At 74.2% G+C, this 24,985-nt stretch carries 18 protein-coding genes; 11 read left to right on the forward strand and 7 right to left on the reverse strand.

All coding sequences use genetic code 11. The annotated features are described in order from the left end of the window. Nucleotides 1-105: 105 nt before the first annotated feature. The 5 genes from hrpA to BI06_RS10340 all read right to left on the reverse strand — a co-directional run bounded on the left by hrpA (nt 106) and on the right by BI06_RS10340 (nt 8,406). Entirely contained in the window at nt 106-4,095 is a 3,990-nt protein-coding gene (gene hrpA / locus BI06_RS10320) for an ATP-dependent RNA helicase HrpA (protein WP_369826083.1), read from the reverse strand. 168 nt (nt 4,096-4,263) lie between these two features. Continuing rightward, a complete protein-coding gene (locus BI06_RS10325) occupies nt 4,264-4,830 on the reverse strand; it encodes a hypothetical protein (RefSeq protein ID WP_030392258.1) in 567 nt (188 codons plus the stop codon). A gap of 201 nt (nt 4,831-5,031) precedes the next feature. Next, nucleotides 5,032-5,817 carry an alpha/beta fold hydrolase gene (locus BI06_RS10330; protein ID WP_030392257.1) on the reverse strand — a complete coding sequence of 262 codons (786 nt, stop codon included), beginning with the start codon at nt 5,815-5,817 and terminating at the stop codon, nt 5,032-5,034. A 59-nt stretch (nt 5,818-5,876) separates the two neighbouring features. Then, nucleotides 5,877-7,337: an MFS transporter gene (locus tag BI06_RS10335; protein ID WP_051740620.1), complete on the reverse strand. Its 1,461-nt coding sequence runs from the start codon at nt 7,335-7,337 to the stop codon at nt 5,877-5,879. Between the two features lie 85 nt (nt 7,338-7,422). Next, a complete protein-coding gene (locus tag BI06_RS10340; RefSeq protein ID WP_043467136.1) occupies nt 7,423-8,406 on the reverse strand; it encodes an NADPH:quinone reductase in 984 nt (327 codons plus the stop codon). Between the two features lie 232 nt (nt 8,407-8,638). Between BI06_RS10340 and BI06_RS10345 the strand changes: the two genes are divergently transcribed. The 3 genes from BI06_RS10345 (at nt 8,639) to BI06_RS10355 (ending at nt 12,102) form a co-directional block, all read left to right on the forward strand. Further along, nucleotides 8,639-9,829 carry an acyltransferase gene (locus tag BI06_RS10345; protein WP_030392254.1) on the forward strand — a complete coding sequence of 397 codons (1,191 nt, stop codon included), beginning with the start codon at nt 8,639-8,641 and terminating at the stop codon, nt 9,827-9,829. A 35-nt stretch (nt 9,830-9,864) separates the two neighbouring features. Then, entirely contained in the window at nt 9,865-10,713 is an 849-nt protein-coding gene (locus tag BI06_RS10350) for an NAD(P)H-binding protein (RefSeq protein WP_030392253.1), read from the forward strand. Nucleotides 10,714-10,899: 186 nt separating this feature from the next. Continuing rightward, the gene (locus tag BI06_RS10355; RefSeq protein WP_233290088.1) at nt 10,900-12,102 is read left to right on the forward strand and encodes a transposase; all 1,203 of its coding nucleotides are present in this window, start codon (nt 10,900-10,902) and stop codon (nt 12,100-12,102) included. Between the two features lie 73 nt (nt 12,103-12,175). On the opposite strand, the gene BI06_RS10360 is transcribed toward BI06_RS10355, so the two are convergent. Beyond that, nucleotides 12,176-14,278 carry a helix-turn-helix domain-containing protein gene (locus BI06_RS10360; RefSeq protein ID WP_063794948.1) on the reverse strand — a complete coding sequence of 701 codons (2,103 nt, stop codon included), beginning with the start codon at nt 14,276-14,278 and terminating at the stop codon, nt 12,176-12,178. A gap of 394 nt (nt 14,279-14,672) precedes the next feature. Beyond that, nucleotides 14,673-15,836 (reverse strand): transaldolase family protein, encoded by a 1,164-nt coding sequence (locus BI06_RS10365; protein WP_051740621.1) that lies wholly within the window; start codon nt 15,834-15,836, stop codon nt 14,673-14,675. Between the two features lie 304 nt (nt 15,837-16,140). Between BI06_RS10365 and BI06_RS10370 the strand changes: the two genes are divergently transcribed. The 8 genes from BI06_RS10370 to BI06_RS10405 all read left to right on the forward strand — a co-directional run bounded on the left by BI06_RS10370 (nt 16,141) and on the right by BI06_RS10405 (nt 24,891). Beyond that, nucleotides 16,141-16,758 carry a flavodoxin family protein gene (locus BI06_RS10370; RefSeq protein ID WP_030392249.1) on the forward strand — a complete coding sequence of 206 codons (618 nt, stop codon included), beginning with the start codon at nt 16,141-16,143 and terminating at the stop codon, nt 16,756-16,758. 30 nt (nt 16,759-16,788) lie between these two features. Next, the gene (locus BI06_RS10375) at nt 16,789-17,964 is read left to right on the forward strand and encodes a 3-deoxy-7-phosphoheptulonate synthase (protein WP_043467139.1); all 1,176 of its coding nucleotides are present in this window, start codon (nt 16,789-16,791) and stop codon (nt 17,962-17,964) included. 182 nt (nt 17,965-18,146) lie between these two features. Then, entirely contained in the window at nt 18,147-18,920 is a 774-nt protein-coding gene (locus tag BI06_RS10380) for a 2,3-dihydro-2,3-dihydroxybenzoate dehydrogenase (RefSeq protein ID WP_030392247.1), read from the forward strand. Continuing rightward, entirely contained in the window at nt 18,913-20,946 is a 2,034-nt protein-coding gene (locus BI06_RS10385; RefSeq protein ID WP_369826086.1) for an anthranilate synthase family protein, read from the forward strand. The genes BI06_RS10380 and BI06_RS10385 overlap by 8 nt, the downstream gene beginning before the upstream one ends. Nucleotides 20,947-21,123: 177 nt before the next feature. Continuing rightward, nucleotides 21,124-21,927, forward strand: a complete 804-nt coding sequence (locus tag BI06_RS10390; protein ID WP_030392245.1) for an arylamine N-acetyltransferase — start codon at nt 21,124-21,126, stop codon at nt 21,925-21,927. A gap of 8 nt (nt 21,928-21,935) precedes the next feature. Continuing rightward, on the forward strand, nt 21,936-22,346 hold the full coding sequence (locus tag BI06_RS10395) for a DUF4440 domain-containing protein (protein ID WP_043467142.1): 411 nt from the start codon (nt 21,936-21,938) through the stop codon (nt 22,344-22,346). A gap of 17 nt (nt 22,347-22,363) precedes the next feature. Next, a complete protein-coding gene (locus BI06_RS10400; RefSeq protein WP_030392243.1) occupies nt 22,364-23,476 on the forward strand; it encodes an AMP-binding protein in 1,113 nt (370 codons plus the stop codon). Then, nucleotides 23,476-24,891, forward strand: coding sequence for an aldehyde dehydrogenase family protein (locus BI06_RS10405; RefSeq protein WP_051740622.1), 1,416 nt, complete (start codon nt 23,476-23,478; stop codon nt 24,889-24,891). Before BI06_RS10400 ends, BI06_RS10405 begins: the two co-directional genes overlap by 1 nt. Nucleotides 24,892-24,985: the final 94 nt, after the last annotated feature.

Genomic DNA, 24,985 nt, shown 5'->3' on the forward strand with positions numbered 1-24,985 from the left:
AACAAGACAGACTGTAGCCCATGCGGGGCCCCCAGGTCGAACCGGCTCCCGGGCGCCCCCTCCGGCCCGTCCGCAGCTCAGGCGGGCCGGAGGGAGGCCGAGGGGTCAGAGCGCGGCCCTGGCCGCCTCCATGGCCTTCAGGATCCGCTTCTCGGACACCGGCGACGGGGTGCCCAGCGACTGGGCGAAGAAGCTGACCCGCAGCTCCTCGATCATCCAGCGGATCGCCAGCACCTCCGCCGAGGGCTGCTGCCCGGCCGGCACCGCCGCCAGCAGCTCCCCGTAGGCCTGCTGGACCTGCTGCACCTTCAGCAGCTGCTGGGCGTCCCGCTGCGGATGGTTGGGCAGCGCCTCCAGCCGGCGGTCCACCGCCAGCAGATAGCGCTTGAGGTCCGGCAGCCGCTGCCAGCCGGTCGCCGTCACGAAGCCCGGGTGCACCAGCGAGGCCAGGTGCAGCCGGATGTCGTTCACCGCGTTCAGCAGCACCGGGCTGCTCACCGACTTCAGCCGGGTCGTCGCCTTGTGGAAGGCGATCAGCGCCGTCGCCGTCTTCAGCGTGGTGTCCGCCGAGAGGTCGTACAGGTCCGCCCGCACCTTGTCCCGCAGCGCCGCGAACGCCGCCTCGTCCCAGGCCGGCCCGCCCGCCCGGGCCATCAGCCGGTCCGCCGCACAGGCCACCACGTCCTCGAACAGCGCCGGGACCGAGCCGTGCGGGTTGTACGACAGCGCCAGCTTGGCCTGGTTGCCCAGCCGGCCCTGGATCGACTTCGCGGGCGAGGTCGTCGACAGCATCAGCAGCCGCCGCGTGCCGTCCCACATCGCCCGCTGCTGCGCCTCCGGGGTGTCGAACAGCCTCACGCCCACCGACTCGCCCTCGTCCACCAGCGCCGGGTAGGCGCGCAGCGAATGGCCCCGGGAACGCTGCTCGAAGGTCCGCTGGAGCACCGGCAGCCCGGTCGGCCAGGCGATCAGCCCGGACTGCTCGATGCCCCGGCCGGAGGCCGCCGAGGAGAGCGTCTCCTTCAGCTTGGGCTTCATCCGCAGCCGCAGCTCCTCCAGGTCCTTGGACTCGGCGAGCTTCTTGCGCCCGTCCACCACCCGGAAGGTCACCTTGAGGTGCTCCGGGACCCGCTCCTCGTCCCAGGCCTCCGGAGGCACGGTGACCGCCGTCAGGCGCTTCAGGATGTGCTCCAGGGCCGGCAGCAGCGGCTCCTGGCGCTCCTGGTGGTTCCTCAGCTCGCGCAGCGCCGCGCGGGCGAAGTCCGGGGCGGGGACGAAGTTGCGCCGCACCGCCTTCGGCAGCGACTTGATCCAGGCCGTCACCAGCTCCTCGCGCAGGCCCGGGATCTGCCAGTCGAAGCCCTCCGCGGTGACCTGGTTGAGCACCGGCAGCGGGATGTGGACGGTCACGCCGTCCGCGTCGCTGCCCGGCTCGAACTGGTAGGTCAGGACGAACCGCAGCTTGCCCTGCACCCAGTGGTCCGGGTAGTCGGCCTCGGTGACGCCGCCCGCGGCGTCGTTGATCAGCATCGACTTCTCGAAGTTGAGCAGGTCGGGCTGCTCGTGCCGGGTCTTCTTCCACCAGGCGTCGAAGTGCCGGGTGGAGACGATGTCCTCGGGCAGCCGGCCGTCGTAGAACTCGAACAGGGTCTGGTCGTCGACCATGATGTCGCGGCGGCGGGCCCGGTTCTCCAGCTCCTCGACCTCGCCGAGCAGCTTGCGGTTCTCCGCGAAGAAGCGGTGGTGGGTCTCCCAGTCGCCCTCGACCAGGGCGTTGCGGATGAACAGCTCGCGGCAGAGCTCCGGGTCGATCCGGCCGTAGTTGACCTTCCGCGCGGCGACCACCGGCACCCCGTAGAGGGTGACCTTCTCGAACGCCAGGACGGCCCCGGACTTCTTCTCCCAGTGCGGCTCGCTGTAGCTGCGCTTCACCAGGTGCGCGGCCAGCGGCTCGACCCACTCGGGTTCGATCTTCGCGTTGATCCGGGCCCAGAGCCGGGAGGTCTCCACCAGCTCGGCCGACATCACCCAGCGCGGCGGCTTCTTGAACAGGCCGGAGCCGGGGAACACCGCGAACCGGGCGCCCCGGGCGCCGCCGTACTCCCGCTTCTCCACGTCGAACAGGCCGATGTGCGAGAGCAGGCCGGCCAGCAGGGACTGGTGGATCCGGTCCGCGTCCGGCTCGGCGTCCTCGTGGGCCTCCTCGATGGTGACGCCGAGCTGCTTGGCGACCGTGCGCAGCTGGGAGTAGATGTCCTGCCACTCCCGTATCCGCAGGTAGTTGAGGAACTCGGCCTTGCACATCCGGCGGAACGCGGAGGAGGAGAGCTCGCGCTGCTGCTCGCGCACGTAGCGCCACATGGCGAGGAAGGCGAGGAAGTCGGAGCTCTCGGAGCTGAACCGGCGGTGCCGCTCGTCGGCGGCCTGGCGCTTCTCGGCGGGGCGCTCGCGCGGGTCCTGGATGGAGAGCGCGGCGGCGATCACCATGACGTCCCGGACACAGCCGTTGCGGTCCGCCTCCAGCACCATCCGGGCCATCCGCGGGTCCACCGGGAGCTGGGCCAGTTTGCGGCCGAGCGGGGTGAGCCGCTTGCGGAGGTCCTTCTCGGCCGGGTCGAGCGCGCCCAGCTCGTGCAGCAGGCTGATGCCGTCCTTGATGTTGCGCGAGTCCGGCGGGTCCAGGAACGGGAAGGCGGCGATGTCGCCGAGGCCGGCGGCGGTCATCTGGAGGATGACCGAGGCCAGGTTGGTGCGCAGGATCTCGGCGTCCGTGAACTCCGGGCGGGAGAGGAAGTCCTCCTCCGAGTAGAGCCGGATGCAGATGCCGTCCGAGGTGCGGCCGCAGCGGCCCTTGCGCTGGTTGGCGCTGGCCTGGCTGATCGCCTCGATCGGCAGCCGCTGGACCTTGGTGCGGTGGCTGTACCGGGAGATCCGGGCGCTGCCCGGGTCGATCACGTACTTGATGCCGGGGACGGTGAGGCTGGTCTCGGCGACGTTGGTGGCCAGCACGATCCGGCGGGAGGAGGAGCGCTGGAACACCTTGTGCTGCTCGGCCGAGCTCAGCCGGGCGTAGAGCGGCAGGACCTCGGTGTGCTTCAGCCTGAGCTTGTCGAGGGCGTCCGCGGTGTCCCGGATCTCGCGCTCGCCGGAGAGGAAGACCAGGATGTCGCCCGGCCCCTCGGCCTGGAGCTCCACGGCGGCGTCGCAGATCGCCTGGATCTGGTCGCGGTCGCGGTCGACCTCGTCGGTGTCGCCGTCCTCGTCCTCGTCCACGATCGGGCGGTAGCGGACCTCGACCGGATAGGTGCGGCCGGAGACCTCGACGATCGGGGCGTCCCCGAAGTGCCGGGCGAACCGCTCGGGGTCGATGGTCGCCGAGGTGATGATCACCTTGAGGTCGGGACGGCGGGGCAGCAGCTGCTTGAGGTAGCCGAGCAGGAAGTCGATGTTGAGGCTGCGCTCGTGCGCCTCGTCGATGATCAGGGTGTCGTACTGGCGCAGCTCGCGGTCGGTCTGGACCTCGGCGAGCAGGATGCCGTCGGTCATCAGCTTGACCAGGGTGTCCGGGCCGACCTGGTCGGTGAACCTGACCTTCCAGCCGACCGCCTCGCCGAGCGGGCTGTCCAGCTCCTCGGCGACCCGCTCGGCCACCGTGCGGGCGGCGATCCGGCGGGGCTGGGTGTGGCCGATCAGACCGCGCACGCCGCGGCCCAGCTCCAGGCAGATCTTGGGGATCTGGGTGGTCTTGCCGGAGCCGGTCTCACCGGCCACGATCACCACCTGGTGGTCGCGGACGGCGGCGAGGATCTCGTCCTTCTTCTGGCTGACCGGGAGCTCGGCGGGGTACCGGATCTCCGGCACCGCGCCGCGCCGCCGCTCGACCAGCAGCTCGGCCTTGTCGATGTCGGAGGCGATCTCGGCGGCGATCTGCGCGCGGGCCTCGTCCTTGCGGACCCGGCGGGCGCCGTCCAGTCGGCGGCCGATCCGGACCTGGTCGCGCAGGGTCAGCTCGGGCAGGCGCGCGGCCAGCTCGCCGATGCCGGGCGCCTCGCTCCGGGCGGGCTCGGCGGCGGACTGGACTGCGGGAGAACTCACGGCGGGCATCCCTCTAGGTTCGCAAGGAGGGGCGGCGGAGCGCACCTCGGTTTTCGAGCGCCTCCAGTGTCACAGGGGACGCCCGTCCGCTGCCAACGGCGGTCCGGCACGCCGTGGGAACCGTCCGGATCGGGGCGGTCGCGGTGGGTGAGGGCCCGGTCGGCGCGGCTACCGGAGGAAGATCACGGCGGCGCCGACGGCGGCGATGACCAGGGTGGCGAGGACGGCGGCCACGGTCACGGTGATCCGGTCCCGGAACCGCCGCCCGGGCTCGACCCGGGCCGAGGCCTCGGTGTTCAGCTCCCACCAGTTGCGGACCCGGTGGAACTGCTCGTCGAAGTCCGGGGACGGGTACAGGTCGCTGTGCAGCAGCCCGGGCAGGGTCCGGCGCCGCCCGTTGGCGATGAACATCCGCACCTGGGAGGTGGTGCCGCCCTGGGCGTCGACCGTGCGGACGTCGATCCAGCGGATCCGGTCCCAGGGGTAGGTGCGGCCGCGCCCGAAGCCCCAGCAGATGGTGATGCCCTCGGGGCCGACCCGGCTCCAGCTGCGGACCGTGACCCACAGGCCCAGGGCGGAGAGCGCCAGCGTGCAGCCGGCGAGCCAGAGGAAGCCCACCGTGCCGAGCCCGTGCAGGGCCGCGAACCCCTGGGCGACCAGCAGTACGAGCACGATCGCCAGCTGCGACCAGGACGGGCGGTAGCGGTCCCGCCCCCGGAATATCAGTTCGTCCACGGCGGGCACCCTACGCCCCGGGTGACGAGGCGTCGGCACCCGGGGCGGGCGGGACCGGGGGCGGGACCGGGCGGTGCCGGGGCGGTGCCGGGGCGGGACCGGGGAGGAGCCCGCGCGCACTTTGCAAAGTCCCGAGGTGACTTTGCAAAGTGCGCCAGGACTTTGCAAAGTCACTCTTTGCAAAGTCGCCTCGGCAAAGCTCTAGCCCTCCTGGAGGACGAACTCGCGGACCAGCCGGGACCACTCGGCGCCCTGCTCGTAGACGACCACGTGGCCGCTGTCGATCTCCGCGTAGGTGCTGCCGGCGATGGCGTCGGCCAGCTCGCGGGAGAGCCCGACCGGGACGGTGGCGTCCTGGGTGCAGCCGATCACCAGGGTGCGGGCGGTGATCCGGGGCAGCAGCGGGCGGATGTCGGCGCTCAGGTTGAGGTCGATGTGGCGCAGCGCGCCCTCGGTGGGCTCGTTGCCCTTGATGATGCCCTCGAGCGCGTCGGGCTCCAGCGAGTTCAGGTGGTCGCGGCTGAACGCGGTCAGGGTGCCGAACCGGCCGAAGGCCTCGGCGTCGCCGCTGATGGCCCGCCAGGTGGTCATGTGGTTGCGCAGGTAGGCGTCGTCCGGGCGGCTCCAGCCGGCGGTGAGGACCAGGCTGCGCACCAGCTCCGGGCGGAGCGCGGCGAGGGTCGCGGCGACCACCGAGCCGAGCGAGAAGCCGACCACGTCGGCCGGGCCGTCGCCGGCCGCCTCGATCACGGCGGCGATCTGCTCGGCCAGCAGCTCGGGGGTCAGCTCGCGGCCGTCGTCCTCGGTGTCGCCGCAGCCGGCGAAGTCCGGCAGCAGGACGGTGCGGCTGTCGGTGAAGTCGCCGGTGAGGTGGCCGAAGGTGCCCCCGGCGCCGAAGCCGGTGCCGTGCACGAAGACCAGCGGCGGGTGGCCGGAGCCCTCCACGGTGTAGGAGACGCGGGCGCTGGGGCTGGCGACGAAGGGCATGACGTGGTTCTCCTCGGGAGTGGGGAAGGGGCGGGGGGAGGTGCGGGGGAACGTCGGGGTCAGGCGAGGCTCTTGGCGGAGGCGTTCTCGGCGGCGGCCGCGGCCCGGTGGGGGGCGCGCTCGAAGCCGAGCGCGACCAGGACGAGTGCGACGATGCCACCGGTGGCGACCAGGACGGCGGTGCGCAGGCCGTCGGTGGTGGCGGAGCGGAGGGCCTCGCCGGTGAGGCCGTCGGTGCCGGCGTTGGCGATCGCCACCAGGATGCCGAGGCCCACCGCGCTGCCGACCTGCTGGCCGGTGGAGACGATGCCGGAGGCGATGCCCTGCTCGTAGGGGTGCACGCCGGTGGCGGAGGCGGAGAACATCGTGGTGAAGATGACGCCCTGGCACAGGCTCAGGACGACCAGGCCGGGCAGCAGCGCGACGTAGCTGCCGTCCGGCGCCATGGTCAGCGCGGTCGCGGCGGTGCCGAGCGCGCCGAGCAGGTAGGAGGCGATCAGGGTGTTGCGGGCGCCGAACCGGGTGGCGAGCCGGCCGCCCAGCATGGAGCCGACGAAGCCGCAGACCATCGGGATCAGGAAGGCGACGCCGGTGCGCAGCGCGCTGTACTCGTGCACGGTCTGGAAGTAGACGGTCAGGAAGTACAGCAGGGTGCCGAAGCTGGCCATGAACAGGAAGGTGGTCAGCACGCCGGTGGACAGGTTGCGGTTGCGGAACAGCCGCAGCGGCATCAGCGGGTCGGCGGTCCGGGACTCGATCGCGACGAAGGCGGCGAGCAGTCCGAGGCCGAGCACGGCGGTGGTGAGCACGGTCGGCGAGGTCCAGCCGGAGGCGGGGCCCTGGACCAGGGTGAAGACCACCAGGGTGGCCCCGGCGGTGGCGGTCAGCGCGCCGGGCAGGTCGAACGAGCGGGATCCGTCGCGCGGTCCGTCGGCTCCGATCAGCCGGGGGGCGAGCAGCGCGGCGCCGCCGGCCAGCGGCACGTTGACGTAGAACACCGCCTCCCAGCCGAAGGCCTGGGTGAGCACCCCGCCGGCCAGCGAGCCGATGATCATGCCGCTGGCGCCGGCGGCGGCCCAGACCGAGAGCGCCCGGTTGCGTTCGCGGCCCTCGGTGAAGCTGAGCACCACCAGGGCGAGGGTGGCGGGGAACAGGAAGGCGCCGCCGAGGCCCTGGAGGGCGCGGGCCGCGATCAGCAGGCCGGGCGTGTTGGCGAGGCCGCCGAGCAGCGAGGAGCCGGCGTAGAGCAGCAGGCCGAGCACGAACATCCGGCGGCGGCCGAACAGGTCGGAGGCGCGGCCGCCGAAGAGCAGGAAGCCGCCGAAGGCGACGGCGTAGGCGCTGACCACCCACTGCAGGTTCTGGGCGGAGAAGTCGAGGCCGCTGCCGATCTCCGGGAGCGCCACGTAGACGATGTTGTAGTCGATCGAGACGATCAACTGGGCGAACGCCAGCAGGGCCAGCAGGAGGCCCGAACGGCGTGGCCCGGCGGTCTGCTCGGCGTCGGCGGACGGGGACATGGGGAGCCTTTCGGGGGCGTCGGGGGCGTCGGGGGCGTCGGGGAGCGGACGGGGGACGGGGCGGCGTAGCTGTGGCGTTCGGCGGCTACCGGCCGGGCGTCGTCAGGACCACCCGGCGGCCGTTCAACTCGCCCTTCTCCAGCCGCTGGTGGGTCTCGGCGGCGGCGCTCAGCGGCCGGACCTCCAGGGCCCGGGGCCGCAGCCGGCCGGCCGCGAGCAGCCGGTTGACGGTGACCGCCGCGTCCGCGAGTTCGGCGCCGGAGGCGTGCGAGATGACGAACCCGCGGATCGAGCCGTCCTTCATGTAGAGCTGTCCGGCGGGCAGTTCGGGGCGGGAGCGGGCGCCGGCGAGCAGCACGATCCGGCCGCGCGGGGCGAGCAGGTCGACGGCGGTGGTGAGGTCGTTGGTGCCGGAGGTGTCGAGGTGGAGGTCGATGCCGCCGGGGCAGGCGGCGCGGACCAGGTCGGGCAGGTCGGGGGCGCGGTAGTCGAGGACCTCGGTGGCGCCGAGGGCCCGGCAGTGCTCCGCGTCGGCGGGCCGCGCGGTGGTGACCACCCGGGCGCCGGCCTCGGCGGCGAGCACGATCAGGGCGCCGCCGACGTTGCCGCCGCCGCCCCCGACCAGCACGGTCTCGCCGGTGCGCAGCCCGCCGTGGGTGAACAGGGCGAGGTGGGCGGTGGCGGCGGGGTGGACCACGGCGACGGCCGTCGTCGGGTCCACGCCGGGGGGCAGGTGGTAGAGCCGGTCGGCGGGGACGGCGGCCCGTTCGGCTGCCGCGCCCTGGCGGCCGTCGTGGCCGAGGCTGTTGGTCCAGACGCGGTCACCGGGGGCGAAGCGGGGGGCGCCGGGGCCGGCCCCGGCCACGGTGCCCACGAGGTCCCGGCCGATCACGAACGGGAAGGGCAGGGGGGTCCGGAAGAGCCCCGAGCGGACGAAGGTGTCGACCGGGTTGACCGAGACGGCGGCCACGTCGACCAGGACATCGGTGGGCCCGGGGACCGGCTCGGGCACCTCGCCGTAGCGGATGTCCGACGCCGGTCCGAGCCTCGGGATGAACGCTGCACGCATGGGGCCGATCCTGCGGGAGGCGCGGACGGGCGGCGGCGGATCGCGGCATCGTTCGTCAACTCCCTGGTCTCGGGCGGAAAGCCGGACGGGGACGGGGTGTCCCCCGACCTGACATAGATGCTACACCGATCGGTGCAATCTCTCATCTGCACGGAGTAGTTTACTTGGCCTCCGGGTCGGGACGGCCTGCTACTGGTCCGACCCACCGCTCGACACCCAAGGACGGAACCACATGGCCACCGACCGACTCCTCGCCCAGCCGGGACCGAGACCCGCCGGCGGGAGCGGAGCGCGGACGACGCAGCCCTCCGCCAGTCGTCTGCCGTCCCTGACCGGCCTGCGCTTCCCCGCCGCCCTTGCGGTCTTCGCGTACCACGCCGCCCTGCCGATCCCGACCCTGCGGTTCTTCGCCGACGACAGCACCGAGTTCCGCTTCGTCGACCTCGCCGACCAGGCCGGCGGCCTCGGGGTGGCGTTCTTCTTCGTGCTCAGCGGCTTCGTGCTCACCTGGTCGGCCCGCCCGGGCGACACCGCCACCGGCTTCTGGCGGCGCCGGATGGTCAAGATCGTCCCGAACTACGTGGTCGCCTGGGCGCTGGCCATGATCTTCTTCGCGGGCTCCTACACCCCGGTCCGCACGGCCGTCCTGAACCTGCTGATGCTGCAGGTCTGGATACCCGACTTCAACACCTACTTCAGCGTCGACCCGCCGAGCTGGTCGCTCGGCGCCGAGCTGGTCTTCTACCTCTCCTTCCCGCTGCTGCACCGGGCGCTGCGGCGGATCCGGCCGGAGCGGCTGTTCCTCTGGATCGGCGGCACCGTCGCCGCCATCGTCGCCACCCCGGCGCTGGCCTACCTGGTGCTGCCCGACACCCCTGGCGTCCCCGGCGGCTACGACTCCTCGGTGGTGCAGTACTGGTTCTCCTACGTGCTCCCGCCGGTGCGGCTGCTGGACTTCGCGCTCGGCATCCTGGTCGCCCTCGCGGTGCGCTCCGGCCGCTGGCGCGACATCGGCATGGTGTGGTCGGGCCTGCTCCTGGTGGCCGGCTACGTCGCCACCCGCTGGGTGCCCTACCTGTACGCGCAGCGGGTCACCACCGTGGTGCCGATCGCGCTGCTGGTCGCCTCCGCCGCGATAGCCGACCGGGACGGCCGGTTCACGCCCTTCCGCAACCGGGCGATGACCTGGCTCGGGGAGATCTCCTTCGCCTTCTACCTGCTGCACTTCATCGTGCTGACCGAGATGCGCGACCTGCTCGGCACCAAGCTGTACTCGACGCCCGAGGGCATCGGCCTGCTGCTGCTCGCGATCGGCGTCACCGTGCTGCTCTCCTGGATCCTCTACCGGCTGGTCGAGGCACCGATCACCAAGCGGTTCTCCTCACCGCGCCGCAAGCCGGCCGGCCCCGCTCCCACCTCCTGACTCCCACCTCCCACCTTCGAAAGCGAGCCGTACCCATGGGCAAGATCCTCGTCACCGGGGCGACCGGCCAGGTCGGCGCCGAGGTGCTGGCGCAGCTGCTGGCGGCCGGCGCCGACGTCCGGGCCGGAGCCCGGACCCCGGAGAAGCTGGCACCGCCCGCCCCGGTCGACGCCGCGGCGCTCGACCTCACCGACCCGGACACCTACGGCCCGGCGCTGGCCGGCGTCGACAAGGTGTTCCTCTACGCGGTGCCGCAGGGCACGGCGGGCTTCCTCGCCGCGGCGCGGGAGGCCGGCGTGCGGCACGTCGTGGTGCTCTCCTCGCAGACCGTCGTGGACGCCTTCCCGGTGCAGAAGCCGATCGTGGAGATGCACCGCGCGGTCGAGGACGCCGTCCTCGCCTCCGGGATCGCGTACACCTTCCTGCGGCCGCACAACTTCGCCACCAACATCCTGATGTGGGGCTGGCCGGAGTCGATCCGGGCCGAGGGGCGGATCCGCTTCCCGTACCCCGAGTCGCACAGCGACGCGATCCACGAGAAGGACATCGCCGCGGTCGCGGTGGCGGCGCTCACCGGCGAGGGCCACGAGAACCGGGCGTACTTCATCAGCGGCCCCCGGTCGATCACCCAGCGCGAGCAGCTCGCCGACCTGGCCGAGGCGCTCGGGCGGCCGCTGGAGTTCGAGGAGCTGACCGACGCCGAGGCGCGCGAGGCCCTCGCCCCGATCGTCCCGATCTGGGTGATGGACGCGGTGGTCGGCTACTGGGCCAACTCCGACGGCGTCCCGACCGAGGTGTCCGACACGGTGGAGCAGCTCACCGGCCGCCCCGCCCGGACCTTCGCCGAGTGGGCCCGCGACCACGTGGCCGACTTCACCGCCTGACCGGGCACCGGCCCGGCACACCGGAATCCGGACCCGCCGCACCGGCGGTCGGGACCCCGGTGGCCGGGCCACCACCGTCCGCGCCGGACGGGTGGGCCGCGCACCTTAGCGGAGCGGGGCGCGCGCCCTAGCGTGAGCACGGCGCAGTCATCCGCCATTCGAGGGGGACCGATGAGCGGCCCGGCCATGACCCGAACCCTGCCGACGGACCCCCAGGCTCCGCCGGAGGACGCGCAGTTGCTCGACGCCTCGCACGAGGTGCTGCTCAAGGAGCTGTGCGGCGTGCTGTTCGCCTCGCTGCCGCGCAGCGACCAGCGGCGCAAGGGCGCCCAGTACCTGCGCGGGCTGCTGGGCGCACGCGGACGCAAGTCGATCCGCAACATCGCCACGGTGGTCGGCGGCCCGGCCGCCGAGCAGAGCCTGCACCACTTCATCACCAGCTCCACCTGGGACTGGGGCCCGGTCCGCCAGGCACTGGCCCAGCACCTCGCCCGGATCGCCCCGCCGCAGGCCTACGTGCTGCGGCCGATGGTCGTCCCCAAGGCCGGCGACCACTCGGTGGGGGTGGACCGCCGCTTCATCCCGGCCCTCGGCCAGGTGCTCAACGCCCAGCAGGCGGTGGGCGTCTGGGCCGCGTCGGAGAGCTTCAGCGGCCCGGTCAACTGGCGGCTGCACCTGCCGCGGACCTGGCTGGAGGACGCGCCGAGGCGCAGCCAGGCGCTGATACCCGACGAGGTCGACGCGGAGAGCCTCGGCGACTGCGCCTTGGAGGCGGTGCTCGGCCTGCCGGCCCGCTGGGGGCTGCCGGTGCGCCCGGTGGTCGCGGACGCCAGGGACGCCGACGGGCTGCGGCTGGTGCGCCGGATGCGGGGCGAGCGGCTGCCGATGCTGGCCCGGATCTCCGGCTCGTTCCCGCTGCGGCCGGTCGCGCCGCTGCCCGGCCACCCGGCCGGACCGGGGCCCGCCTGCCAACTGCTCACCGCGGCCCGGGAACTGCGCCGGCCGGTGGTCTGGTCCGACCCGTCCGGCGAGCTGCGCGGCGGACTGGTCGCCGCCGTCCGGGTGCGTCCGGCCGGGCCCGGGGCCGCCCGCCAGGGCCGGGGCCGGGGCGGCGGCGGGGAGCTGCTGCTGCTCGGGATGGGCTCGGCCGGCGGGCGCTGGCCGGCCGAGCTGTGGCTGACCGACCTGGTGGATCTGCCGGTGGCGGCGCTGGTGCGGCTGGCCCGGCTGTCCGACCGGGTGGACCTGGACTTCACCAGGACCGCCGACCGGGTCGGGGTGCGGGACTTCGCGGGCCGCTCGTTCGGCGGCTGGCACCGGCACATCACCCTGGCCTCGGCGGCGCACGCGGTCGCGGTGCTGGCCCGCGGCGACGACCGGCTGTACTGAGGTGGCGAGCGGCTGTACCGGGATGCCGACCGGCTGTACCGGGGCACTGTCCAGCTGTAGCGGCGCGGCGGGGTCAGCCGGCGGGGCCGGTCCGGTCGGTCCGGTCCGGGCGGTCGGTCGGGCTGCCGGTCGGACCGCCCCACCGGTCGCGCGTCGGGTCGCGCGTCGGATCGCCGGTCGGGTCGCCGGTCGGGTCGCCCGCCGCGTCCCCGGGACGGCCGGGGTCGGCACGGGCGACCCGGTCGAGCAGGGTGCGGCGCACCCGGCTGAGCCGGAGCGCGAGCTGGATCTCGAAGGACCGCTCGGGCTTCAGCCAGTCCGGGCCGAGCAGTTCGCCGATCCGCTCCAGCCGGCGGGCCACCGTGTTGGGGTGGACGTGCAGCCGCTGGGCGGCGTGGGTCGGGCTGTTGCCGGTGTCGAACCAGGCCTGGAGGGTGCGGGTCAGCTCGGTCAGCCGCTGCCGGTCGTAGTCGAGCACCGGGCCGACCGCCGACTCGATGAACCCCTCGACATCGTGGTTGTCGGCCAGCAGGACGCCCACGAAGCCGAGTTCGCGGGCCGAGGCGGCGCGGCCGACCGCGCCCAGCGAGGTCATCGCGTCCAGGCAGCGCAGCGCCTCCTGGTAGCCGTGGAAGACCGAGGTCGGATCGCTGACCGGACCGGCCGCGCCGACCGTTACCGGCAGGCCGAGCAGCGGGGTGAGCTCCTCGGCGACCGCGCGGGCGGCCCGGCCCGGGTCGCTGCCGGGCAGCAGCAGCACCGCCCGGCCGTTGTGGACGCGTTTGAGGCCGCTCATCCGGTGGGCGTACAGCCCGGCCCAGGTCGCGGTCCTGCCCTGGGCCTCGCCCTCGGGCCGGGCGACCACCAGGACGTGCGCCGCGGACAGGTCGATGCCGAGCCGGCGGGCCCGGACGTCGAGCTGGCGGGGCGGGCGCTGCGGACTGCTCAGCAGTTCGTCGAGCAGTTCGTCGCCGACGTGGCGGACCGGGGCGGCCGAGCGCTGGCCCTCCAGCAGCAGGGCGACCGCGACCGCCTGGGCGATGCTCTGGCAGAACTCCGCGGCCAGGTCCGCCCGCCGGCCGGTCGGCCGGGCGAGCAGGGTGCCCAGATCGGTGGAGCCGGCCCGGACCGGGGCCGCCCACAGCGGCCCGGCCAGCCGGACCGGCCGGCCGGCCGCATGGGTGTCGACGGCGGTGGCGACCACGGTCGGCCCGTCGAGTTCGGGCAGTTCGCCGGTCGAGGCCAGCACGGTGCCGTCGCTCGCGTACACCCGCAGGCCGAGGTCGAGCCGGCGGCCGGCGTCGCGGACCAGGGCGTGCGGGTCGCGGCCGGAGAGCGCCAGGTCGACCAGGGCGCGGTGGGCCTCGGCGAGTTCGGCGGCCGGGTCGGCGGCGCCGGCCGGGGCGGCCGGGTCGTCGTTGCGGGCCGGGGTCGCCGCGGCGGGGGCGGTCCGGGCGGCGCGCTCCAGCAGCCGGGCCTTCTCGATCGCCACCCCGGCGAGGTCGCCGAGCGCGGCCATCAGCGAGATCTCGTCGGTGGTGAAGTAGCGCACCGCGCGTTCGGCGACGTACAGGGTGCCGAACGGGCGGGCGCGGTGGCCTAGCGGGACGGCCATCACGGCGCGCAGCCCCTCGGCGCGGATCGCCCCGTCGACCACCGGGCTGCGCCGGATCCGCTCGTCCACGAGGAAGTCCGGAGTCCAGAACGGTCCCGGGTCGGCCGGTACGCCGCCGCCCAGGCCGAAGCCGTCGGGGACGGCCAGGCCGACCCGCAGCGAGGCGCTCGGGCCGTCGGTGGTGCGGATCCGGACCGGTCCGGGGGCGCTGTCGCCGCCGGCCGGTTCGGCGGTGGTGAGGCAGGAGAGGTCGGCGCCCAGCAGCAGCCGGGCCCGGCGGGTGATCACCCGCAGCAGGCTGTCGAGTTCGTAGGGCAGGGCCAGGTCGCGGGCGGTGTCGGCGAGCGCGGCCAGCCCGGCCTCGCGGCGGCGCCGCTGCTGGGACCGGGAGCGGATGGACAGGCCGAGCTGCTCGATCCGGCAGATCGCCTCCCGCTCCGGGGCGGACTCGCAGCTCCGCCGGGCCTGCTCGACCAGCTCCGCCAGTTGGGCGGCCGGAGCCTCGCTGGCCAGCAGTTCCAGGACGTTGAACGCGATTGAGTCGGCGGACCGTCGCGTCATGACCTTCCCTCCCCCTGGGGCGTGTCGTGTGGATCGGCCCTGGTCCGCGACGCTCCCCCGGCCGTCGGCCGGGAGGTACCCCCAGGGCACGCGCGCCCCGGCCCTGCGGCCGGGAGGTGCCCCCATCGCAGCGGCTCCGCCCCCAGCCCGGTGGCCGGGAGGTGCCGCTACCTCCGCCTTGCGGTGCACGCACCCCGACGCCGCGGCCTCGTCCGGGCTGGATCCACGAGACGCGCCCGGACCCCGTGAACGGAAGGAGTGCGTGACGGCCTGCAATCCGGAAGGTATGCGGGGGCGGTTGTTCCCGTCAAGAACAGGTCCGGGCCGTCCGGGCGGGGCCCTTGGTGCCCCAGTGACGGATCATCAGGATGATTCGACAGCAGGGAAGTCGGGTTCAGCGGAGGGGGAGTCGGGCCGGTTCCTGATCGCCGGGCCGGGCGGCCGGGCGCCCCTCGACGGCGGCGTGCAGGCGCAGCCAGTGGTCGACCAGCAGCGGGACGCTCTGCTCCTCCAGCCGCCGGGCGACCGCGCCGTAGTCGATGCCGAGCCGGCCCAACCGGTCCAGCACCGCCCGGGCCGCCTCGTACTGGCCGAGCAGGGTGTCGCCCTCCAGCCGGAGCTTGCGGACCGCCTCGTCCAGTACCGGCCTGGTCATCGCGTGCGCGGTGCCCCAGGAGACCAGCCCGGCCACGTACCGGGCCTGGGCGGCGGCCCCGCCCAGCGCCGAGTCGGTCCACAGCAGCCGCTGCGGGCGGGCCCCGGAGGCGCGCAGGGTGCGCCAGCGGCCGTCGCCGAGCCGCTCCTCGTAGGCCCGGTACATCAGCCGGGCTGCCGCCTGGGCGGTGAGGCCGCGCAGCGCGGCGGCGTCCGGGCCGGCGGTCGCGGCGAGCCGCCGGTCGATCTCCCGGTCCACCCGGCCGACCGGGAGCGAGGCCACCGAGGCGATCGCGGCCAGTGGGAGGCCGGCCGCGAGCGCCTGCTCCAGGCCGTCGAAGTAGGCGTCCACCACCTGCCCGTAGCGCCGCACCGAGTACAGCCCGGTGGCGTGCACGCCGAGCCCGCGGCCGACGCAGTCGCGGATCGCGGTGAGGCCGGCGGCGGTGGCCGGGATCTTGACCAGCAGGTTGGGCCGGTCCACGGCGCGGGCCAGTTCGACGGCCTCGGTGACGGTCGCGGCGGCGTCGTGCGCCAGCCGGGGGTCCAGGTCGGCCGAGACCAGGCCGTCGTGGCCGTGGGTGGCGCGGTGCACGCCGAGGAACTCCTCGCAGACCAGCCGCAGGTCGTGCACGGTGGCGGCCCAGACCGAGCCCTCCGGGGAGACGTGGTGCTCCGCCAGCCGGGCCAACTGCTCGTCGTAGACGGGGTCGTGGCGCATCGGACCGGTCAGCAGGGCGGGATTGGTGGTGGCGCCGCGCAGACCGGTGCGGTCGATCAGCCGGCCGAGCAGGCCCGAGGTGACCAGGCCGCGGTTGATCCCGTCCAGCCAGGGCGAGACACCCTCGGCGATCAGCGGCCGCAGGTCTCCGGTTCTGGGGTCGGCGGCCGGCGGTTTCTTCACTGCGGGATCACTGCTCCTCGGCTCTGTGACGGACCGAAAACGGTGCCGTGGCCGAGGATAGGCAGCAATTCGTGCCCGGAAAAGTGAGTGCCCCGGTCAATGTCAGGTCGGCTCCGGGTCAATGCCCGGCCGGGCGGGGGTCAATGCCGGGCATGGTCATTGCGGGGTGCCCGGAGAACTGGCCGCCGAGTATTTGATGGAGTGCGGCCCCACCTGACGTAGTGCCGGGAACTCCGTTGGCCGGTCGGCCGTCCACGGTCAACGATCAGTGGAACGCGCCCACGTCACCGAGGAGTTCACCGCTGTGACCACCATTGCCGTCATCTATTGGTCCTCCACCGGAAATGTCGCCAGGCTGGCCGGGGCGGCGGCCGACGCCGCCGGGAAGGCGGGCGCCGAGGTGCGGCTGCGCCGGATCGCCGACCTGCCGGACGACACCTATGTACCGGGCACCGAGGAGGCCGCGCGGGAGCTGCGGGACCGCACCGCGGACGTCCCGGTGGCCACGATCGACGACCTGGCCTGGGCGGACGGCATCCTGATCGGCACCCCGGTGCGGTTCGGCCTGCCGGCCGCGCCGGTGCTGCGGTTCGTCGACGCGACGGCGCCGCTGTCGATCCCGGGCGGGCTGGCCGACAAGGCGGTGTCCGCGTTCACCTCGGGTTCCGCGCCGCACGGCGGCCACGAGACGGCGATCCTCGCGCTGCACAACGCCTTCTGCCACTGGGGTTCGCTGATCCTGGCCACCGGCTCCACCGACCCGGTGCTGTTCCGCCCGCAGAACGGCAATCCGTACGGGGCCAGCGCGGTGTCCCGGAACGTGCCGGGCCAGGTGCACGAGGAGAACATCGCCGCCGTGGAGTTCCAGGCCCGCCGGGTGGTCCGGGTGGCCGGACTGCTCGGCGGCCTCGCCGACCAGTAGGGGCCCCGCCGGTCCGGGAGGGAGACGTCAGTGGACCACCTGCTCCTGGGACAGCTCGCCGACCGCCCCGCCGGGCAGCAGCCGGACTGGCCCGATCCGTACGAACTCGCCGCCGCGAAGAAGGAGTTGGCCGACCGTCCGGCGCTGGTCGCGGCCGCCGACGTGCACCGGCTGCGGGCCCTGCTCGGCCGGGTCGCGCGGGGGGAGGCGCATGTCCTCCAGGCGGGCGACTGCGCCGAGGACCCGCAGGAGTGCACCGCCGGCGACACCGCCCGCAAGGCCGCGCTGCTCGACCTGCTGGCCGGGCGGCTGAAGCTCACCACCCACCGCCCGGTGCTCCGGATCGGCCGGATCGCCGGCCAGTTCGCCAAGCCCCGCTCCAGCCCCACCGAGCTCTGCGACGGCGTCGAACTCCCGGTCTACCGGGGGCACCTGGTCAACGGCCCGGAACCCGACCCGGTCCGCCGCACCCCCGATCCGCGCCGGCTGGCGGTGGGCTACGAGGCGTCCCGCCGGGTGCTGGACCACCTGTCCCGGCTCGCCCCGGGCGACCCGTCCGTCGCCTGTCCGCCGGTGTGGGCCAGCCACGAGGCACTGCTGCTGGACTACGAGCTGCCGCTGCTGCGCCGGGACGCGCGGGGCCGCCCGCTGCTGGCCTCCACGCACTTCCCGTGGATCGGCGAGCGGACCCGGGACCCGGACGGCGCGCACGTCGCCCTGCTGGCCTCGGTGGTCAACCCGGTCGGCTGCAAGGTCGGTCCGACCACCACCCCGGCGGAGCTGCTGCGGCTGTGCGCCCTGCTCGACCCCGGCCGGGAACCCGGCCGGCTCACCCTGATCGCCCGGCTCGGCGCCGACCGCGTCGCCGAGGTCCTCCCGGGCCTGGTCAGGGCGGTGCACGCGGCCGGCCACCCGGTGGTCTGGCTGTGCGACCCGATGCACGGCAACACCGTCGCCGGGCCGGACGGGCTCAAGACCCGGCTGGTGCCGGACCTGGTCCGGGAGGTCGAGGCGTTCCAGCGGGCGGTCCGGGCGGAGGGTGCCGCCGCCGGGGGCCTGCACCTGGAGACCACCCCCGACGACGTGACCGAGTGCGCCGACGACGCGGCCGGGCTGGCCCGGGTCGGCGACAAGTACACGAGCCTGTGCGACCCGCGGCTCAACCCGGGCCAGGCGCTCGCGGTGGTGTCCGCCTGGCGCGCCTGAGCGCCGGGCGCGCGGCCGCCCGGGTCGCGGCCGCCCGGGTCGCGTACGCCCCTCATGCCCTGCACCGCCTGCACGTCCCGTACTCCCTGCACCGCTCGCACCATCCCGTTCCGACCCGTGCACCACCCCCAACCCACCCGCGGCCCGAGCTGTTGGTCCGCGTCCCCCAGGGAGGTCCGCACATGAGAAACAAGGTGACACTGGTCACCGGCGCGGCGGGCGGCATCGGCGCCGCCGTGGTCCGGCTGCTGGCCGTTCGCGGCGCGCTGGTCGCGGCCGTGGACCGGGACGCCGACCGCCTCGCCGAACTCACCGGCAAGCTGGCCGCCGAGGGCCTCACGGTCGCGGCCGTCCCCGCCGACGTCACCGACAGCGCCTCGGTCGAGGCCGCCGTCGACACCGCCGAGCGGGAGCTCGGCCCGATCGACCACCTGGTCAACAACGCCGGTGTGCTGCGGCTCGGCGAGGTCCGCGACCTCACCGACGAGGACTGGCGGACCACCTTCGCGATCAACGCGGAGGGCGTCTTCCGGGTCTCCCGGGCGGTGGTCCACCGGATGATCCCGCGCCGGCGGGGCGCGATCGTCACGGTCGCCTCCAACGCGGGCCTCACCCCACGCGCCGAGATGGCCGCCTACGCGGCCTCCAAGGCGGCGGCCACCCACTTCACCAAGAGCCTCGGCCTGGAGGTCGCCCGCTACGGGATCCGCTGCAACGTGGTCGCGCCCGGCTCCACCGACACCCCGATGCTCAGCGGGATGTGGGCCGACGGCGTCGACGGCCGGGCCGCCACCGTCGCCGGGGTGCCCTCCGCCTTCAAGGTCGGCATCCCGCTCGGCAAGCTGGCCCGGCCCGAGGACGTCGCGTACGCCGTCGCCTTCCTGCTGTCCGACGAGGCGGGTCACATCACCCTGCACGACCTCACGGTGGACGGGGGTGCCGGGCTCGGTGCGTGACGCGACCCCTTCCCCGCTGGACCCGCTGGACCCGCTGGACCCGCTGGACCCGCTGGGCCGGGTGCTGGCCGCCCGGCCGCCCGCGTTCGCGCTGCTGCACCGGCCCGAGGCCACCGGCCCGGGGGTCGTCGAGCTGCTGCTCGGCGAGGTGTCGGCGCCTGCCACGCTGGCCGATCTGCCACTGGCCGACCTGCCGGCGGCGGCCCCGCCCTCCGGTGGCGAACGGCCCGGCGGCGAGCGGCACGAGCTGCTCGTCCTGGTCCCCTACCGGCAGATCGCCGAGCGCGGCTTCGAGGCGCCGGACGACGGCACCCCGCTGCTCGCGCTGACCGTCACCGAGCAGTCCGAGCTCCCGCTCGCCGAGCTGCTCGACCGCCTCCCCGACGGCCCGGTCGACCTGACCGGCGGCGCCTTCGACATCGGCGACGAGGAGTACGCGCAGACCGTGCGCCGGGTGCTCGCCGAGGAGATCGGGGAGGGCACCGGCGCCAACTTCGTGCTCAAACGCTCCTTCGTCGCCGCCGTCGGCGGGGACACCACCGCCGCCGCGCTCACCCTGTTCCGCCGGCTGCTCCAGCGGGAGACCGGCGCCTACTGGACCTTCCTGGTGCACACCGGGGAGCGGACCCTGGTCGGCGCCACGCCCGAGCGGCACATCAGCGTGCACGGCGGGCGGGCGGTGATGAACCCGATCAGCGGCACCTACCGCTACCCGGAGCAGGGGCCGGAGCTGGACGGGCTGCTGGAGTTCCTGGCGGACCGCAAGGAGACCGACGAGCTCTGCATGGTGCTCGACGAGGAACTCAAGATGATGGCCCGGATCTGCCCGGGCGGCGGCCGGGTGGTCGGCCCGTACCTCAAGGAGATGGCCCGGCTCGCGCACACCGAGTACTTCATCGAGGGCCGGACCACCCGGGACCCGCGCGAGGTGCTGCGCGAGACCCTGTTCGCGCCCACCGTCACCGGCAGCCCGCTGGAGTCCGCCGCCCGGGTGATCGCCAAGTACGAGCCCGGGGGCCGGGGTTACTACAGCGGGGTGGCCGCGCTGATCGGCCGGGACACGGCCGGCGGGCGCTCCCTGGACTCCGGGATCCTGATCCGCACCGCCGACATCGACCCGGCCACCGGCCGGCTGGGGATCGGGGTGGGGGCGACCCTGGTGCGGCACTCGGACCCGCGCTCCGAGGTGGCCGAGACCGGCGCCAAGGCGGCCGGGCTGCTCGCCGCGAGCGGGGCCGGGGCGGCCGGGTCGTCCACCCCGGTGGACGGCCGCCGGGGCGGGTTCGCCGCGCACCCCGAGGTGCGGGCGGCCCTGGCCGGGCGCAACCGGGACCTGTCCGGCTTCTGGCTCGCCGAGGTGTCCGGACGGGCCCGTCCGCGCCCCGAACTGGCGGGCCTGCGGGTGCTGGTGGTGGACGCCGAGGACACCTTCACCGCGATGATCGGCCACCAACTGCGGGCGCTCGGCCCGGAGGTCGTGGTGCGGCGGTTCGACGAGCCGTACTCGCGCGAGGGGGCCGACCTGGTGGTGCTCGGGCCCGGTCCGGGCGACCCGCGCGACACCTCCCATCCGAAGATCGCCCATCTGCGCACGGCGGCAAGGGAGTTGCTGGACGCGCGGCGGCCGTTCCTGGCGGTCTGCCTGAGCCACCAGGTGCTCTCCGCCGAGCTGGGGCTGCCGCTGGTCCGCCGCGCGGTGCCCAACCAGGGGGTGCAGCGCTCGGTCGACCTGTTCGGTGCCGCCGAGCGGGTCGGCTTCTACAACACCTTCGCCGCGGTGTGGGACGCCTGCCCGGGCGGGCCGGCGGAGTTCGAGGCGCCCGGCGGCGGCGCGGTCCGGGTCGCCGGGGACGCCGCGACCGGCGAGGTGCACGCGCTGCGCGGGCCGGGCTTCGCCTCGGTGCAGTTCCACGCCGAGTCGGTGCTCACCCTCGGCGGAGTCCGGATCACCGGTGATCTGATCGCTCACGCGCTCGGATTGCCGGACTCCGTTCGAATAGCGCCCGGGGCTCCCGAATTCCCCTGACGGGTTGTACACGTCCCACAACCGTTCCATCCGGAAAAGGATTACCGGAGCCGGAAAACCCGGCGGCAGCACCGGACCACCGCAACACCGCAACACCTGACCACGGCAGTACCGCAGCACCGGACCACCGAACCACCGCAGCACCGGACCACCGGAACCCGACAAGAGGAGATCACCGTGCTGGACGACGCCATGGTGGACGCGTACCTCGCCCGGATCGGCGCCGAACGGCCCGAGCGGGCCGACCTCGCCGCGCTCACCCACCTCCAGGAACGGCAAGTGCTGTCCGTGCCGTTCGAGAACCTCGGCTACCACCTCGACGAGCCCATCCACATGGACGAGCAGGTCCTCGACAAGATCGTCCGGCAGCGCCGCGGCGGCGGCTGCTACGAGGTCAACCCGGCCCTCTCGTTCCTGCTCACCGCCCTCGGCTACCAGGTGGAGATCCTCCCCGGCCGGGTCCACCGCCCCGGCGGCACCCTCGGCGCGGCCCTGTGCCACCTCGCCCTGCGGGTCACCGTCGACGGCGAGCAGTGGCTGGTCGACACCGGCTTCGGTCGCAACAGCCGGCACCCGCTGCGGCTGGCCTCGCGCGAGGTCCAGCAGGACCCGGACGGCGAGTACCGGCTGGCCGACGTCGAGGGCGGCGGCTTCGACGTGTTCCTCAACGGCAAGCCGCTGTACCGGCTGGAGGACCGCCCGGTGCGGATCGAGGACTTCCGCCCGACCCTCTGGTGGTACCGCACCGCGCCCGAATCCCCCTTCCTGCAGGACGTGTTCTGCTCGCTGCGGACCGAGGACGGCCGGATCACCCTCAAGGGCAACCAGCTCTCCACGGTGGCCGGCGGCGAGCGCGGCACCCAGGAGTTCGGCACCGACGACGCCGTCCTGGAGGCGTACAAGACCCACTTCGGGTTCAGCCTCGACCGGCTGCCCGACCAGCCGTCCGGCGGGGTCACCGCCGCCGTCCAGACGGGATGAGCTCCGCCATGACCACTACCACGACCGGAACCGGTCCGGACGCCGGCCTGCCGCCCACCGACCCGGCCCAACTGCCGCTGGTCTTCGCCGCGGCCTTCAACGCCGGTGACGCGCAGGCCGTGGAGCGGCTCTTCGAGCCCGGCGCCGTCTTCGTCAACGCGCCCGGCGAGGTGGTGACCGGCGACGAGCGGCGCGCCGCCACCGGCCGCTTCCTCGCCTTCGGCCTGCCGATCCGGATCGAGGTCCGGCAGTGCTACGTGGCCGGCGACCTCGCGCTGCTGATCGGGGACTACCTGATCGAGGGCGAGGGCCCGGACGGTCCGCTCCGCGACGAGGGCACGGCCACCGACGTCGCCCGGCGCGGCGCCGACGGCCGCTGGCGCTACGCGATCGACAACCCGCCCGGCACCGCCCGCTGACCCGAGGAAGGACCGCTGTGCCTGCTGCAGCCAACCCCGCCGCCGACCCGCTGCTCGACCTGCCGTTCGACGCCGTGCCGGACCCCGACGAGTACCTGCGCGCCGCGATGCGCTGGCACTTCTCGCCGGAGACCGGCTCGCCGTTCTGGCTGGCCCGGGCCGCGGGCCTCGGCTTCGACCCGCTCACCGAGGTCCGCACCCACGCCGACCTCGCCAAGTTCCCCAACCTCGCCGGCGAACTGCGCACCGCCCGGGTCGAGGACCTGATCCCGCGCGGCTACGGCGACCGCCCCGAGGTGGTCGGCGTCTACGAGAGCGGCGGCACCACCGGCGCGCCCAAGCGGATCGTGCTGCTGCGCGACTGGCTGGACCGGCTGCTCGGTTGGTCCAGCGCCCAACTGGACGGCCACGGCGTGCCGCAGGGCGTCAACTGGCTGGTGGTCGCCCCCACCGGCCCGCACATGGTCGGCGACGTGATCAAGGCCCAGACCGCCTACCGCGGCGGCCTGTCCTTCACCGTCGACCTCGACCCGCGCTGGGTGAAGCGGCTGATCGCCGACGGCAAGGGCGCCGAGGCCGGCGCGTACGCCGAGCACATCGTCGACCAGGTCGCGTACCTGCTGGAGACCCAGGACATCGGCGTGTTGATGTGCACCCCGCCGGTGCTGGAGCGGATCGCCCGCCGCGACGGCCTCGCCAAGCTGGTCGGCGAGAAGATCCGGGCGATCAACTGGGTCGGCACCCAGATGGACCCGGACACCCGCCACCTCTACCGCACCGAGGTCTTCCCGAACGCCGTGCTCTACAGCGGCTACGGCTCGACCATGATCCTCGGCAACGCCAGCGAGCGGCACGGGCTGACCGACGACGACCCCTGCGTCTACGACCCGTACTCGCCGTACATGAGCTTCGGCGTGATCGACCCGGAGACCGGGCGGACGGTGGAGTACGGCGAGCGCGGGCAGGTGGTCATGCACCACGTGTCCAAGAGCCTGCTGATGCCCAACAACCTGGAGCGCGACCACGGCACCCGGATCGCCGCGCTGCCCGGGCACCTCGGCGACGCGGTGGCGGACATCGCCCCGGTCCAGGAGTTCGACAACGAGACCGTGATCGAGGGGGTGTACTGATGACGCAGCCCGCGCAGCCGCCCGCACATTCCGAGCCGCCCGCGCAGCAGCCGCTGCTCCAACTGGACGCGCTCGGCCCCGGCGAGCCGTTCCGGGCCCGGCGCCGCACCGAGGTGACCGACGTCACCGGCGCGCCGTTCGCCGAACTCAGCCTCGTCCCGAAGCTGTTCGTCACCCGGGCGATGCGCGCCCTGCACGCGGCCGAGTCGCTGCCGGCCGAGGAGCGCTTCGCCGCGCTGGCCCGGGCCGGCCGGATCTTCACCTCGGAGACCATCGACGGCCTGGACTTCCCGTCCTACGAGCGCGCCGTGGCCCGGGTCTCCGGGGTGCCGATCACGGTCGTCCGGGACGCCACCCGGGCCATCGCCGACTCGGCCGAGAAGGCCGGCTGGTCCGCCTACCGGGCCCGCCCGGCCGGCGCGGTGAGCGACTGGCGGGACGGCGCCACCCTCGACGGCAGCGCCGTCTGGACCCGTCGCGGCGAGGTCTTCGCCGTCCACGCGGCCGGCAACCACCCCGGCCCGCACGGGCTCTGGCTGGAGGCGCTGGCACTCGGCTACCGGGTCGCCGTCCGCCCCTCCCGCCGTGAGCCGCTCACCCCGCACCGGCTGGTCACCGCGCTGCGGCTGGCGGGCTTCGCCGCCGACCAGGTGATGCTGCTGCCCACCGACCACGAGGCCGCGGACGAGATCCTGGCCGGCGCCGACCTGGGCATGGTCTACGGCGGCGACGAGGTGGTCCGCAAGTACGCGGGCAGCACCGTGCTGCCGCAGGGCCCCGGCCGGTCCAAGATCCTGGTCACCCGGGACACCGACTGGCGCGAGCACCTGGACACCATCGTCGACTCGATCGCCCACCAGGGCGGCGTGGCCTGCATCAACGCCACCGCCGTGCTGGTCGAGGGCGACCCGGCGCCGCTGGCCCGGGCGATCGCGGAGCGGCTGGCCGGGATCCCGAGCCTGCCGCCGGAGGACGAGAAGGCGGTGCTCTCGGTCCAGCCGGTGGCCGAGGCCCGGGCGATCGAGGCGTACCTGCTGCGCCGGGCGGCCGGCACCAGGGCCTGGCTCGGCGGGGACGGCGTGGTGGCCGAACTCGGCGACGGCAGCGCGGTGCTGCGCCCGGCCGTGCACCAGCTGGACCGGCCGGACGCCGACCAGACCGGCGTCGAACTCGCCTTCCCCTGCGTCTGGGTGGCGCCGTGGACGCCGGAGGCGGGGGTGGCGCCGCTGCGGAACTCGCTGGTGCTGACCGCGCTCACCGGGGACGACGCGCTGTTCGACCGGCTGCTCCGGGAGCCGAGCATCAGCAACGTCTACCGGGGCGACCACCCGACGTACTGGATCCGGCCCGGGGTGCCGCACGACGGCTACCTGGGGGAGTTCCTGATGCGGACCAAGACCGTCATCCGGGACTGAAGCAGCGGCCGGACCGGCGCTGATCCGGGGCCGGCCCGGACGGGGACCTCGCGGGCCTGTGCCCGCGAGGTCCCCGCTCCGTTCTCCCGGGCTC

This window comes from Kitasatospora sp. MBT66, from assembly GCF_000710405.2.
Lineage (GTDB): Bacteria > Actinomycetota > Actinomycetes > Streptomycetales > Streptomycetaceae > Kitasatospora > Kitasatospora purpeofusca.